Annotated in this window: 13 protein-coding genes; 8 read left to right on the forward strand and 5 right to left on the reverse strand. The window is 66.8% G+C overall.

Annotated elements, in window-relative coordinates; translation table 11 throughout:
• The first annotated feature begins 360 nt into the window (after positions 1–360).
• The 8 genes from pqqA to gfa all read left to right on the forward strand — a co-directional run bounded on the left by pqqA (position 361) and on the right by gfa (position 9,100).
• The gene (pqqA, locus tag BM341_RS13355; RefSeq protein ID WP_081786101.1) at positions 361–432 is read left to right on the forward strand and encodes a pyrroloquinoline quinone precursor peptide PqqA; all 72 of its coding nucleotides are present in this window, start codon (positions 361–363) and stop codon (positions 430–432) included.
• A 98-nt stretch (positions 433–530) separates the two neighbouring features.
• Positions 531–1,460 (forward strand): pyrroloquinoline quinone biosynthesis protein PqqB, encoded by a 930-nt coding sequence (gene pqqB / locus BM341_RS13360; protein ID WP_089796574.1) that lies wholly within the window; start codon positions 531–533, stop codon positions 1,458–1,460.
• Between the two features lie 105 nt (positions 1,461–1,565).
• Positions 1,566–2,345: a pyrroloquinoline-quinone synthase PqqC gene (pqqC, locus tag BM341_RS13365; RefSeq protein ID WP_089796575.1), complete on the forward strand. Its 780-nt coding sequence runs from the start codon at positions 1,566–1,568 to the stop codon at positions 2,343–2,345.
• Positions 2,342–2,632: a pyrroloquinoline quinone biosynthesis peptide chaperone PqqD gene (gene pqqD / locus BM341_RS13370; RefSeq protein WP_089796576.1), complete on the forward strand. Its 291-nt coding sequence runs from the start codon at positions 2,342–2,344 to the stop codon at positions 2,630–2,632. The genes pqqC and pqqD overlap by 4 nt, the downstream gene beginning before the upstream one ends.
• Positions 2,625–3,776 carry a pyrroloquinoline quinone biosynthesis protein PqqE gene (pqqE, locus tag BM341_RS13375; protein WP_089796577.1) on the forward strand — a complete coding sequence of 384 codons (1,152 nt, stop codon included), beginning with the start codon at positions 2,625–2,627 and terminating at the stop codon, positions 3,774–3,776. The genes pqqD and pqqE overlap by 8 nt, the downstream gene beginning before the upstream one ends.
• Positions 3,773–5,617 (forward strand): alpha/beta hydrolase family protein, encoded by a 1,845-nt coding sequence (locus BM341_RS13380; protein WP_089796578.1) that lies wholly within the window; start codon positions 3,773–3,775, stop codon positions 5,615–5,617. Before pqqE ends, BM341_RS13380 begins: the two co-directional genes overlap by 4 nt.
• The gene (locus tag BM341_RS13385; RefSeq protein WP_089796579.1) at positions 5,604–8,171 is read left to right on the forward strand and encodes an insulinase family protein; all 2,568 of its coding nucleotides are present in this window, start codon (positions 5,604–5,606) and stop codon (positions 8,169–8,171) included. Before BM341_RS13380 ends, BM341_RS13385 begins: the two co-directional genes overlap by 14 nt.
• Positions 8,172–8,386: 215 nt before the next feature.
• On the forward strand, positions 8,387–9,100 hold the full coding sequence (gene gfa, locus BM341_RS13390; RefSeq protein WP_245784274.1) for an S-(hydroxymethyl)glutathione synthase: 714 nt from the start codon (positions 8,387–8,389) through the stop codon (positions 9,098–9,100).
• 68 nt (positions 9,101–9,168) lie between these two features.
• On the opposite strand, the gene BM341_RS13395 is transcribed toward gfa, so the two are convergent.
• From BM341_RS13395 to BM341_RS13415, 5 genes are all read right to left on the reverse strand, one after another.
• Complete coding sequence (locus BM341_RS13395) at positions 9,169–10,152, reverse strand: branched-chain amino acid ABC transporter permease (RefSeq protein WP_425431999.1); 984 nt, start codon at positions 10,150–10,152, stop codon at positions 9,169–9,171.
• Positions 10,153–10,154: 2 nt separating this feature from the next.
• Positions 10,155–11,042 carry a branched-chain amino acid ABC transporter permease gene (locus BM341_RS13400; RefSeq protein WP_089796581.1) on the reverse strand — a complete coding sequence of 296 codons (888 nt, stop codon included), beginning with the start codon at positions 11,040–11,042 and terminating at the stop codon, positions 10,155–10,157.
• Between the two features lie 55 nt (positions 11,043–11,097).
• Entirely contained in the window at positions 11,098–12,315 is a 1,218-nt protein-coding gene (locus BM341_RS13405; protein WP_089796582.1) for an ABC transporter substrate-binding protein, read from the reverse strand.
• An 86-nt stretch (positions 12,316–12,401) separates the two neighbouring features.
• Positions 12,402–13,148, reverse strand: coding sequence for an ABC transporter ATP-binding protein (locus BM341_RS13410; protein ID WP_089796583.1), 747 nt, complete (start codon positions 13,146–13,148; stop codon positions 12,402–12,404).
• Entirely contained in the window at positions 13,145–13,918 is a 774-nt protein-coding gene (locus tag BM341_RS13415; protein WP_089796584.1) for an ABC transporter ATP-binding protein, read from the reverse strand. The genes BM341_RS13410 and BM341_RS13415 overlap by 4 nt, the downstream gene beginning before the upstream one ends.
• Between the last annotated feature and the right edge of the window lie 31 nt (positions 13,919–13,949).

Here is a 13,949-nt window from a genome sequence, read left to right on the forward strand (position 1 = left end):
CGTTGTCTCCGTTGCACTGCAAGATGTGCCCTGGGTAGCGGCACATCTCGTTGTGATTGTGGTTATGGGTTCTGTTTCAGGCAGTGACATATGAATGTCTAGCACATTTGTGGATACCACTAGCGTTGACTAGGAAGAATTCAGCACCTGCATGCAGTCAAAAGAGTTTTTCCCTGCAGCAACAATCCTGTCATATGTCCAGGCCAGCCGCATGGGGCCACGCCTGGCACGGTGCCGACCGTCGATAGTTTGCGTCCAAGCCCCAGACGCATGACTTTAGTAGCAAGGTGGCGCTGCTGTTCTGTGCTTTACTGAGATGTGGAAGCTCTACAACATCCATCTATCTCACGGAGGTGTCCCATGTGGACCAAACCCGCTTATACCGACTTACGGCTTGGCTTCGAAGTAACCCTGTATATTTCCAATCGCTGACGCTACGCTCAACGCGGTGGAACAACTTGGGCTGACGTCCCTAGCAAGGGACGTCAGCCCTGTCGTTTGGGGACAGGCTCAGGGACAGGAAATTATCCATGCAGGTACTGGTGCTCGGTGCGGCGGCGGGGGGTGGTTTTCCGCAATGGAACTGTAACTGCACGCTGTGCCATGGTGTTCGACAGGGCAGCATCGAGGCCAGACCGCGCACTCAGTCATCGATCGCCATCAGCAGCGACGGCGAGCGCTGGCTGCTGTGCAATGCCTCGCCGGACATCCGCAGCCAACTGGCCAGCAATCCCGAGTTGCATCCCAGGCGTGTGCCAAGGGACAGCGGTATCGCGGGAGCCCTGCTGGTGGACGGCCAGATCGATCACGCCACGGGGTTGCTGTCGTTGCGCGAGGGTTGCCCCCTGGACGTCTGGTGCACACCCAACGTGCACCAGGACTTGAGCAGTGGCTTTCCGCTTTTCACCATGCTCAAGCACTGGCAGGGTGGCCTGGTCTGGCATCCCATCGCGGTCGACGGCGAGCATCTGGAGGCCACCTTCGAGGTGCCAGCGTGCCCGGGCCTGACCTTTACCGCCCTGTCGCTGACCAGCAACGCACCGCCCTACTCCCCGCGTCGTGGCGCCCCGACCCCAGGCGACAATATCGGCCTGCTGATCGAGGATCGCCGCCGCGGCACCACTCTCTTCTATGCGCCCGGGCTCGGCGAGCTTGACGATCGGGTACGCGGCTTCCTGCGCCGGGCCGACTGCGTGCTGGTCGATGGCACCCTGTGGCGTGACGACGAGCTGCTGCGTGCCGGTGTCGGACAGGCCACCGGCCGCGACATGGGTCACCTGGCGCTGTCCGGCGAGCAGGGTCTGCTGGCCGAACTCGCTGCCCTGCCGGCCACCACCCGTCGGGTACTGATCCATATCAACAACACCAACCCGATCCTCGACGAAGGGTCGCAGGAACGTGCCACCCTGATCCATCAGGGAGTCGAGGTCGCCTTCGATGGCTTGCGGCTGGACGTGTGAACCCGTGTGAACCAGCCGCGTCTCACGTCAGGGACTGGCGTTGCGCTTGCTGTCATCCCTGAAGCAGTCATGGCACGCCCAGCCACAACGACAGAGGAGCCACACATGACAAGTATCGCCTCGCCGCTGGCGAGTTCGCAGGGGGATGCCCTGAGCCCCGAGGCCTTCCGAGAGGCCCTGATGGCCAAGGGGGCCTACTACCATATCCACCACCCCTATCAGGTGGACATGGCCGAGGGGCGTGCTACCCCCGCGCAGCTGCGTGGCTGGGTCGCCAACCGCTTCTATTACCAGATCAACATTCCCCAGAAGGATGCCGCCCTGCTCGCCAACTGTCCCGACGCCGCCACCCGCCGTCGCTGGATCCAGCGGCTGCTCGACCACGACGGGCATGGCGAGGATGGCGGCGGCATCGAGGCCTGGCTGACCCTGGGCGAGGCGGTAGGGTTGAGCCGCGACGAGCTCTGGTCCCAAGAGCACGTGCTCCCCGGCGTGCGCTTCGCCGTGGACGCCTATGTCAACTTCGTGCGTCGTGCCGACTGGCGGGAGGCGGCGATCTCCTCGCTTACCGAGTTATTCGCCCCGGCGGCTCACAAGAGTCGCCTGGATACCTGGCCGACCCACTATCCCTGGATCAACGTGGCAGGCTATGGCTACTTCCGCAAGCGCTTGAAGGAAGCGCGCCGTGATGTCGAGCATGGCCTGGAAGTAGCGCTGGCGGTCTGCACCACCGCTGCCGCCCAGCAACGCGCCCTGGACATTCTGCAGTTCAAGCTCGACGTGCTCTGGTCGATGCTCGACGCCATGACCCTCGCCTACCAACTCGACCGGGCGCCCTACCATAGCGTCACCGACCGGCGCGTCTATCACCGGGGGCTGTCATGAGCGAAGCCTCCATCGACGGTCGCAGCGTCTGCCGCCTGCGGCCCGGCTGGCGCCTGCAGTGGGAAGAGACCCAGCAGCGTCACGTGCTGCTCTATCCCGAGGGCATGGTGCAGCTCAACGACACCGCCGGCGCCATCCTCGCCCAGCTCGATGGGCAACGGGACGTGGACGCGGTGATCGCGACCCTGCAGGTGCAGTTCCCTGACGCTCCCCCCGCGGCCATCGCCGAGGACGTCCACGAGTTCATGGTCGACGCCGCGCAACAAGGGTGGATCCATCATGACTGACCGCACCGACACCGTAACCACCAACGGCCAGACCGGCGCCCCGCTGTGGCTGCTCGCCGAGCTGACCTATCGCTGCCCGCTGCAGTGTTCCTACTGCTCCAATCCACTGGACTTCGCCGCGGTCAAGGAGGAGCTCGATACCGCGGAGTGGATCGACACCCTGACCCAGGCGCGTGCCATGGGGGCCGTACAACTAGGCTTTTCGGGTGGCGAGCCACTGGTTCGCCGGGACCTCGAGACCCTGGTGGCCGAGGCCCGTCGACTGGGTTTCTACAGCAACCTGATCACCTCCGGCCTGGGACTCGACGAGTCGCGCATCGAGGCGCTGCGCGAGGCAGGGCTCGACCACATCCAGATCAGCCTGCAGGCCTCCGACCCTGATGTCGCCGCGGCGGTGGCCGGCTCGCGCAAGGCCTACGGCAAGAAGCTGGCCATGGCGCGGGCCGTCAAGGCTGCAGGTTACCCCATGGTGCTCAACGTGGTCCTGCACCGCCACAACATCGACCAGCTCGATCAGATCATCGCCCTGTGCGACGAACTCGGCGCCGACGCCGTGGAACTCGCCAACTGCCAGATGTACGGCTGGGCCCAGCTCAATCGCGAGGGGTTGCTGCCGAGCCGCGAGCAGCTCGAGGTTGCCGAGGCCACCACCGCACGCTGGCGCGAGCGCCTCGCCGAACGCGACCGCGACATGCGGCTGCTGTTCGTGGTGCCCGACTACTACAATGACCGCCCCAAGGCCTGCATGGGCGGCTGGGGGTCGATCTTCATGACCGTGGCGCCGGACGGCGCCGTGCTGCCCTGTCACAGCGCGCGCATGCTGCCGATGCGCTTCCCCACGGTGCGCGAGCGCCCGCTGCGCGAGATCTGGTACCAGAGCGAGGCCTTCAACCGCTATCGCGGCGATGCCTGGATGTTGGAGCCCTGCCGCAGCTGTGACGAGCGCCACCGGGATGTGGGCGGCTGTCGCTGCCAGGCCTACCTGCTCACCGGCGATCCCGCCGCCACCGACCCGGTGTGCGATCTCTCACCGGACCACCATCTGGTTGAGGCCGCCCGCCGCGAGGCGGAGCGCGACACCCGCTCGGCAGGGGAGCTGACGCCACGCAATGCTCACGAATCGAGGGTGTTCTGCCGGTCATGAAGGCTTCTCCGGCCGGCGAGCCGCATGACGCCCTGCTGCGCCGGGCGGCGCTGCCCGCCGATGGCCTGGCCGACCTGCGTGCCACCCCCCGGGGCGTCCTCTGGCTGACTGCCGATCCCGAAACGGGAAGTCGTCGGCTGTGGCAGTGGCATGACCGGCTCGAGGATGGCAGGCCGCAAGCACTGAGCCCTGAGCCCATGGATATCGCCAGTCGCGTCAACGGCTACGGGGGTGGTGCCCTGGCCTGCCTCGATGAGCACGCCATCTTCGTGGAAGCTGACAGTCAGACCCTTCACCGACAGCCGTTGAGCGGCGGTGAGGCCCGCCCCTGGTGGTCGCGGCACGACAGCCGTTATGGCGGACTCACGCCCGACCCGCAACGCCAACGGTTGCTCGCCGTGGAGGAAAGCGGCCAGGGCCGCGATGCCCGCCAACGCCTGGTCGCCCTGGATGGAAAGCGCCGCCAGGTACTGGATACCGGCGCCGACTTCTATGGCGCGCCGGCACTCTCCCCCTGCGGTACCCGGCTCGCCTGGGTCGGATGGGACCTCGGGGATATGCCCTGGCAGCGCTCGCGTCTGCGCCAGGCAAGGCTGGACGTCCAGGGCAAACTGCATGAGCTGACCCACTGGGAAGCCGGCGCCGCCATCACTCAACCCCGCTTCACCGCGGCCAATGAGCTCATCGTGCTCAGCGACCACGGGGGCTGGTGGCAGCCGTATCGGGTGACCGGTCCTGCCGAGTCGCTGGAGATCCAGCGGCTCGGCACGCGGCAGGCCGACCACGCCTCGACTCCCTGGCAGCTCGGGGAGTGCCAGCACCTGTGGCCCGCCGTCGACCAGGGCGTGCTGATGGCCTTCGAGGAGGGGGCAGCCCGGATACTGCTCACCGATGACCAGGGTCGTGAATACGCCCGAGTGCTACGCGACGCCAGCCGGCTGGCGGGCCTGGCGCATGCCGATGGCTGGCTGTACGCCATTACCCAGGGGGCACGGCACGCGGCACGTCTGTCACGCGTAAACCTGACGACCCGTGCTGAGGAGACACTCCTCGGCCTGCCCACCCCCGCGCATCCCCCCTTGCCACAGACGCTGCGTGCCCCCGTGGCCGACGGCGAACATGTCCCGGCCTTCGTCTATAACCCCAGCGCTTCCTCGGCCCGGCCACCGCCGCTGATCGTTCGCGTGCATGGCGGCCCCACCTCGGCCTGCTACCCGGTGTTCGATCCGCTGGTCCACTACTGGACGGCGCACGGCTTTGCCGTGGCCGACATCAACCCCCGCGGCAGCGCCAATGCCGGACGGGCCTACCGCGAGCGCCTGGCCGGCGAGTGGGGCCGCATCGACGTCGAGGATGTGATCGCACTGACGACGTCCCTGGTCGCCCGTGGTCTGGCCGACCCCGCCCGGCTGTTCGTGCGGGGCCAGAGTGCCGGCGGCTTCACCGTACTCAACCTGCTTGCGACTTCCACTCTCTTCCGGGCCGGCGCCAGCCTCTACGGCGTCACCGATGCCCCACACCTGGCCACCCGGACCCACCGTTTCGAGTCCGGCTACCTCGACTGGCTGCTCGGGGATACGCACACCCAGCGGGCCCGCAGCCCGATCAATCGGCTCGATGCCTTCACCACGCCCGTCATCTTCTTCCAGGGCAAACGCGATAGCGTGGTGGTGCCGGAACAGACGCTAGCCATGGCCGAGGCACTGCGTCGCCGCGGCGTCCCGGCCCGCGTCATGCTGTTCGAGGACGAAGGGCACGGCATCCGCCAGCCGCACAATCGCTGCCGCCTGATAGCGGCCGAGATGCACTTCTTCCTGGAGCAGGGCGATGGGCAAGGCTGAGTCCGCCCTGGCTTCCGTCGGTCTGCCACCCGACAGCCGGGTGGCCTCACGGCGTCTCGCCAATGGCCTGTGGATCATGGCGGCACAGGTCCCCCGTGCTCGCCAGTCACGGTTGGTCGGCGCGGCCGGCGTGGGGTATCTCGATGACCCGCCCGACTGCCGGGGCCTGGCTCACCTGCTGGAACACGGGCTTTTCCTGGGCAGTGGCCGCTGGCCCGGCAGGAGCACGCTGGCCCGCTGGGTCGGCACTCTGGGGGGGCGCTACAATGCCCACACCGGGGAAGGGGTCACCGACGTCCACCTGCACCTTCCTGTAGATGCCGCCGAGGCAGGCCTGGCGCGACTGGTCGACCTGCTCGGTTACCCCCGCCTCGACCCCGACGCTGTCGTCGACGAGGTGGAGGTGCTGGATGCCGAGTTCCGGGCCCGCCTGGACGACCCGGCGCTGCATCGCCTGGCCGCGCTGGGCCGGCTGTTCGACCCCAGCCATCCGGCCGCGGCCTGCCACGCCGGGAACCGTGCCACCCTCGGCAGCAACCCTCGCGACTTGGTCGCACGCCTCCAGGCCTTTCATGCCCACCACTACCGTGCCGAAAGAATGGCCCTGGTGATGCTCGGCCCACAGTCGACGGACGAGCAGCTTGGCCTGCTCGAACGCCATGGCCGCCAGCTCCCGGCGACGGCCGCCGATACGACCGACACGCCGTCCCCGGATCGCTGGCGCTGGGCCTCGCCACGCGGGGTGTCCTGGCACCTCCCGAATGAACCGAGCCTGCACGCTGCCAGCACCCTGGAACTGCTGTGGCCACTGCCGGAGACCCTTGCCGATGCCTGCGCTATCCCGCTGCAGGCGATTGCCTCGCAGCTCAACGATGGCGCCCTGGCCGCCACCTTGCAGCAGGCCTATGCGGTCCAGGCGCTGGAGGCCTCCACGCCCCCCGAGGGCACCGGTCCGGCCCTGTGCCTGGCAATCGAGCTCGTGGAACCCCCAGCGGATATCGCCCCGCTGGTGGCCACCTGTCAGCAAGCCCTTCGGAAGGCATGTCGGGGTCACGTCATTGCCCCCGCGCCGCGTGCCGTAGTCGACCTCGATGCCTGGCCCCGGGAGCAGGCCCGACAACTGAGCCTTCGCCCCGATATCAGCGCCTCCTCGCCGATGGACCGGGAACGCCGCGCCCTGTCAGCGTGGCTCGCCCCGGAACAGTGCCGGCTGCTGTGGCGGAAGGGCGCCGAAAGGCCTACCGGGGCCTGGCGCCACACCGAGGAAACCGCGACCCCCTGGCGCCCCCTCGACCTCTCCTGTCCCTCCCCCGCCCTGGCCCTGCCCGAAGTACCTGCCCCCCATCCCCGGCGCCGGAACCAGGATGGCCGACCCCCCGGCCAGGAAGCCGACGATCGGCCGACAGCCGGGCTGCTCTACCGGGATGCTCGTCTCTCGCTGTGGTGGGATGGCCTGGACTGGCCGACCCTCGAGGGCGAGACCGGCTGGTGCCTGGGGTGGTCCGCCGCTGCAGCGGGGCATGACGCGCGCCTGCGTGCCTGGCAGCGCCGGACCCTGGCCCTGCGCCAGGCGGCCGACGCCAGGGGCCAGGCGCTTACCCTGGGCAGTGACGCCAGGGGTGACTGGCTGATGGCCCGCGGCAGCCCCGCCGGTCTCGCCTCGCTGGTGGACCAGGCCCTAGACGACTGGATGGCCTCGAGTGCCGTGACGGCGCCGACAGGCCCCGCCTCATCCAGCGGCCTGCTCGCCCAGCAGATGCTGGGTCATCTGGAAACACGCCCACCGCCGTGTCCGTCTGGCGCCATGCCCGCCCTGCTCTGCTGGGCCCGGGGCGAGATGGGAACTCGGGAGGCACAGTGCACGGCCAAAGGCTTCGCCGAGCGGCTGTCTCGCGCCGGGGGCGCATCTCCGCCTCCCGATGCACTGCAAGGTAATGACCAGGCAATGACCTGGCTCGCCCCGCAAGGAGACGACCGGGCAGTGATGCTGGAGGTCGAAGGAGCCGACGACGGCCCTCGCATGCGCTGGCTGCTGCAGTTGCTGGCACACTGCCATGACGCCGCCTTCCATCGGGAGATGCGCCAGCGGCGCGGTCTCGGCTATGTCGCGGCGGTGCGCTACCGGGAGTCGTCGGGTTGGCCGAGACTGGGCTATGTCGTGCAGTCGCCCAAGGCCTCGGTCGAGACGCTGCATCAGGCCATCCTCGCGTTTCTCGATGCCGATGCCGTGAGGTTGGCCCAGCTGGAGGGGCCGCAACTGGAGCGGCTGCGTCGTGGCCTGCTTGCGCGGCAGGGGCCGCCGGAAACCCAGGGCGAGGCCATCGAGCGGGCCTGGCAGGCATTGCGCCGGTCACCGTCCGACTCCGCCCCCCCCCCGGATTGGCGCCTGGCCCCCTGGCAGCAGGAACGCGCTGCCCTCGACTCGCTCACCGCGGCCGACCTCGAGGGCCTGGCGTCGGCGTTGGCACGCGGCGCGCTGGCGATGCGCTGGTGGGCCCACGCGCCCGCCTCGCCATGTTTCCCGCCCCAGCAACGTTGCCCACCAGCAACGTAGTAATGCTGCTACCGAACAATCGGCGCGCCGTCGCTCACCTAGACTGACAGCAGCAGCATTAACGTACGGCCCTGTACCGGTAGCGAGAATCGGAATCATAATTTATTCGTTCTTCACCACGAAAGATGAAGGCACCGTGAGCGACAGGTATCGCTTGATCCACAACAATGCAGGTAATCGCCATGCTGACAAGACTACAAGAGGAGCGGAAGCTCATGAGCCTGATGGATACCTTGAAGCGCTGGTTCGGTGGCCAGGGGGCGGCACACTCGGCAACGCCTCAGCAGGGCCGTGACCGACCCGAGCCCACGGCACCAACGTCTTCCGCAGCAGCCGCCACCACCGGAGAAGCCGCCACCATGAACGATATCAAGATCCATCCCGCCGTGGATGGCGGCTTGCGTGCCGGTAGTGATAGCTTCAACGGTGGAACCCTGCATTGCCGCTGTGTCGACAACCCCGTCGAGGTGACCGTCAAGGCACAGGCCGCCCATAACCATGTGTGTGGCTGCACCAAGTGCTGGAAGCCTGAGGGAAGTTTATTCTCGATGGTCGCCGTGGTACCTCGCGACAGCCTCAGCGTCACCGCCAACGAGGACAAACTGGAAGTTGTCGATACCTCGGCTGCTATCCAGCGTCATGCCTGCAAGCAGTGCGGGGTCCACATGTTTGGCCGCATCGAGAATACCGACCACCCCTTCCACGGCTTGGACTTCATCCACACGGAACTCTCAGACGACACCGGTTGGGCGGCGCCGGAGTTCGCTGCCTTCGTCTCCTCGATCATCGAGTCGGGCGCCAATCCCGACAACATGGACAAGGTACGCGGCAGGCTCAAGGAATTGGGTCTGGAGCCCTATGACTGCCTATCGCCACCGCTGATGGATACTATCGCCATTCATACGGCCAAGGCCAAGGGAGTGCTGTGACACCAGCTATCACACAAACACTATCGGGCGTCCCGCGGGACGCCCGATAGTGTTTTATCTCCATAAACCTATTTGAAGTTCTTCTTCACCACCTTCTGGATCTCACCGACGATGCCGCTGCGAAAGCTCAGCACGCAGAGCACGAAGATGGTGCCAAGGATCACGCTGACCCAGTTGCCCAGCGGCGACTGCGCCAGCTGGGTCTGCAGACTGACCACCACCCCGGCGCCGACCACCGGGCCGAACAGGGTGCCCACCCCGCCCAGCAGGGTCATCAGGATCACCTCGCCGGACATGTGCCAGTGGGCGTCGGTCAGCGAGGCGAGCTGGAACACCAGCGTCTTGGTGGCGCCGGCCAGACCGGCCAGGCCCGCGGAGAGCACGAAGGCCAGCAGCTTGTAGGCGTCGACGTTGTAGCCCAGCGACACCGCCCGCGGCTCGTTCTCGCGGATCGCCTTGAGCACCTGCCCGTAGGGCGAGTGCACGGCGCGTTGCACGATGGCGAAACCGATCAGGAAGACGGCGAACACGAAGTAGTACATCGCCAGGTTGCTGCGCAGGCTGATCAGGCCGAACAGCGCCCCCCGCGGCACTCCATGTAACCCGTCCTCGCCGCCGGTGAAGGGCGACTGCACGAACAGGAAGAAGACCAGCTGCGCCAGCGCCAGGGTCACCATGGCGAAGTAGATGCCCTGGCGGCGAATCGCCAGCGCCCCGAACAGGGCACCCAGCACCACGGCGGCCAGGGTCCCGGCCAGGATGCCGAGCTCCGGAGTCAGCCCCGGGTAGCTCGAGAGCAGAAAGCCGGTGACGTAGCCGCCGGTGGCCAGGAAGGCGGCATGGCCGAAGGAGAGCAGGCCGGCATAGCCGAGCAGCAGGTTGAAGGCGCAGGCAAACAGCGCGAAGCACAGCACCTTCATCAAGAACACCGGGTACGCCACGAAGGGTGCGACCAGGCCGATGGCGATCAGGACCAGGTAAAGGGCATTGCGGCGCAGCTTGGCACGCCGCTGAAGCTTCATGGCGGGGGTAAGCGCAGTCGTGTGGGACATGGTCATGCCTCCTTGCCGAACAGGCCGGCGGGGCGCACCAGCAATACCAGGACCATCACCAGGAAAATCACGGTGTTGGCCGCCTCGGGGTAGTAGACCTTGGTCAGGCCCTCGACCAACCCCATGCCCAGGCCGGTGAGCACCGCCCCGAGGATCGAGCCCATGCCGCCGATCACCACCACGGCGAAGACCACGATCAGCAGGCTCGAGCCCATGGTCGGCGACACCGGGTAGAGCGGCGCGGCCAGCACGCCGGCGAAGGCCGCCAGCGCCACGCCAAAGCCGTAGGTCAGGGTGACCAGCTGCGGCACGTTGACGCCGAAGGCCTGCATCAGCGCCGAGTTCTCGGTGCCGGCCCGCAGGTAGGCGCCGAGGCGCGTGCGCTCGATGATGAACCAGGTCCCCAGGCAGACCACCAGCGCCGCCAGCAGCACCCAGGCACGATAGATGGGCAGGAACATGAAGCCCAGGTTATACCCGCCCTGCAGCGCGGTGGGCGTGGGATAGCTCGACCCCGAGACGCCGAAGAAATTGATCAGGGTGCCCTCGGCGATCAGCGCCAGGCCGAAGGTCAGCAACAAGCCATAGAGGTGGTCGAGGTGGGCGATGCGGCGCAGCATGTAGCGCTCGATCAGCATGCCCAGCCCCCCCACCAGCAGCGGCACCAGCAGCAACGCCAGCCAGTAGTTGAGCCCCAGGGTCTGCAGGCCCAGCAGCGCGGCGAAGGCGCCGAGCATGTACATGGCCCCGTGGGCGAAGTTGACGATCTTCAGCAGGCCGAAGATCACCGCCAGCCCCAGGCTGAGCAGGGCGTAGAAGGCGCCGTTGATCAGGCCCAGCATCAGCTGGCCCATGAACACCGCCAACGGCACCCCGAAAATCATTGTCATGTCATGGACCTCCCGTCAGGGGCGGCGGCCAGGGCCGCCGCCCTGCCCTGTCCGCTCAGTTAGTGACCAGCTCGCACTGGCTCTCGGCGAGGGGGCGGAAGGCCTCCTCGGCGGGAATGGTGGACAGGATCTCGTAGACGTCCCACTCGCCGGTGGACTCCTCAGGGGACTTCACCCGCGCCAGGTACATGTCGTGAACCATGCGGCCGTCTTCACGGATGCGGCCATTGCGGGAGAAGAAGTCTTCGACCGGCCGTTCGGCCATGGCTGCGCGGATGGTCTCCGGGTCGTCGGTGCCTTCTTCGGCCACGGTTTCCAGATAGTGCATGGTACTGGAGTAGATGCCCGCCTGGACCATGGTCGGCATACGCTCGGTGCGCTCAAAGTAACGCTCGGCCCACTCGCGGGACTGGTCATCCATGTCCCAGTACCAGCCGGTGGTAAGCAGCAGGCCCTGGGTATCTTCGAGTCCCATGGCATGGACGTCATTGAGGAAGATCAGCAGGCCGGCGAGCTGCTGTCCGCCCTGGACCACGCCGAACTGGCTGGCGGTGGAGATGGCGTTGACAGTGTCGGCGCCAGCATTCGCCAGGCCGATGATCTTGGCGCCGGACCCCTGGGCCTGGAGGATGTAAGAGGAGAAGTCGCTGGTCGGGAAGGGGTGACGGATGGTACCGACGATCTCGCCGCCATTATCCTCTACCACTCTGGTTACGTCGGCCTCCAGGGCATGACCGAAGGCGTAATCGGCGGTGAGCATGAACCAGGTGTCGCCGCCCTGCTCCACCACCGCCTTGGCGGTGCCGTTGGCCAACGGGTAGGTATCATAGACCCAGTGGATGTGGTTCGGGGTGCAGTGCTCGTTGGTGATACTGGAAGCCGCGGAGCCAGAGACGATGCCCAGGCCATTGTTATCCTCGATCACTTTGGTGGCGGCGATGACCACGGAGGATGCGACCAGACCCGCCACCAGGTCGACGTTTTGAGTGTCGAACCACTCCCGCACGGTGTTGGCGCCTACATCGGCGCTGTTGCGATCATCGGCGCTGGACACCTCGATGGGTGCACCATTGACCTCGCCGCCGAAGTCTTCGACAGCCATTTGCAGGGCCTCGAGACCGCCGGGACCGGCGAGGTCGCGGTAGGTACCGGACATGTCGGCAAGATAACCGATGCGCACGGCATTATCGCTCATCTGTGCCTGGGCGCCGGTGGCCATGAGCGTGGCGGTAAGGGCGATGCTTGAGACAAGGGTGTTGCGATTGAACGTCATGATTTTCTCCATGGCCCACGAATGGGCGGCTTGTTGTTGTGGTACCGATCGATGGTGGTAAATCTGCCGGGCGGACGGTAGCACCGTCACACCCCCAGCAGGGTATTGAGATGATCGCGCCGCGAGGCCAGCTCGGCGGCACCGATCTCCTCGATGATCCGGCCGTGCTCCATCACGAAGTGACGGTCGGCCAGCGGCGCGGCGAAGCGGAAGTTCTGCTCCACCAGCACGATGGTCATGCCGCGCGCCTTGAGCTTGACCAGTACCTCGCCCAGCGCCTGGACGATCACCGGCGCCAGCCCTTCGGTGATCTCGTCGAGCAGCAGCAGCCGCGCCCCGGTGCGCAGGATGCGCGCCATCGCCAGCATCTGCTGCTCGCCCCCGGAGAGCCGGGTGCCCTGGCTGCGCCGGCGTTCGTAAAGGTGCGGGAACATCGCGTAGATGTCGTCGATCGACATGCCACCGGAGCGCACCGTGGGCGGCAGCAGCAGGTTCTCCTCGACGTCGAGGCTGGCGAAGATGCCGCGCTCCTCGGGGCAGTAGCCGATGCCCAGCCGCGGGATGCGGTGGGGCTTCATGCCCAGCGTCTCGTTACCGTTGATCACGATCGAGCCGGTGCGCCGCCCGACCATGTTCATGATCGCCTTGAGGGTGGTGCTGCGCCCGGCGCCGTTGCGCCCCAGCAGGGTCACCAGCTCGCCGCGCTTCACGTCGAAATCGACGCCGTGCAGGATGTGCGATTCCCCGTAGAAGGCGTTCAGGTTACGCACCCGCAGCATCTCGGCGCCCTCGAGGTCGGGGTAATCGGTGAGCGTCTCGGCGGCCTGGTTCATGCGTGGGTCTCCTCTTGCGCTGCCTCGCTGCCCATGTAGGCCTCCCTGACCCGCGGGTCGGCGGAGACGCTGGCGTAATCGCCCTCGGCCAGCACGCTGCCGCGGGCCAGCACGGTGATGCGGTCGCACAGCCGGCTGACCACGCTGAGGTTGTGCTCGACCATCAGCACGGTGCGGCCCCTGGCCACGCGGCGGATCAGCTCGACGATGCGGTCGACGTCCTCGGCGCCCATGCCCTGGGTCGGCTCGTCGAGCAGCATCATGGTGGGGTCCAGCGCCAGGGTAGTGGCCACCTCGAGCGCGCGCTTGCGACCGTAGGGCATCTCCACGGTGAGCACGTCGGCGTAGTCGGCAAGGCCCACCTCGTCGAGCAGCGCCAGGGCGCGGGCGTTGAGGGGCGCGAGGCTCTTCTCGGACTTCCAGAAGTGGAAGGAGGTGCCCAGGGGGCGCTGCAGCGCCACGCGCACGTTCTCCAGTGCGGTCATGTGGGCGAACACCGCCGAGATCTGGAACGAGCGCACCAGGCCGAGGCGTGCGATCTCGTTGGCCTTCATGCCAGTGATCGGCTTGCCGCGGTAGAGGATCTCGCCGCGGGTGGGCGGCAGGAACTTGGTCAGCAGGTTGAAGACCGTGGTCTTGCCGGCCCCGTTGGGGCCGATCAGGGCATGGATATGGCCCTCCTGGACCTGCAGGTTGACATCATCCACGGCGGTGAAGCCGCGGAATTCCTTGGTCAATCCACGAGTTTCCAGTATGAATGGCTGGGTCATGTGGGATCCTCTCTGGATCGCGAGGCGATCC

This window comes from Halomonas korlensis (genome assembly GCF_900116705.1).
In the GTDB taxonomy this organism is placed as follows: Bacteria; Pseudomonadota; Gammaproteobacteria; order Pseudomonadales; family Halomonadaceae; genus Halomonas; species Halomonas korlensis.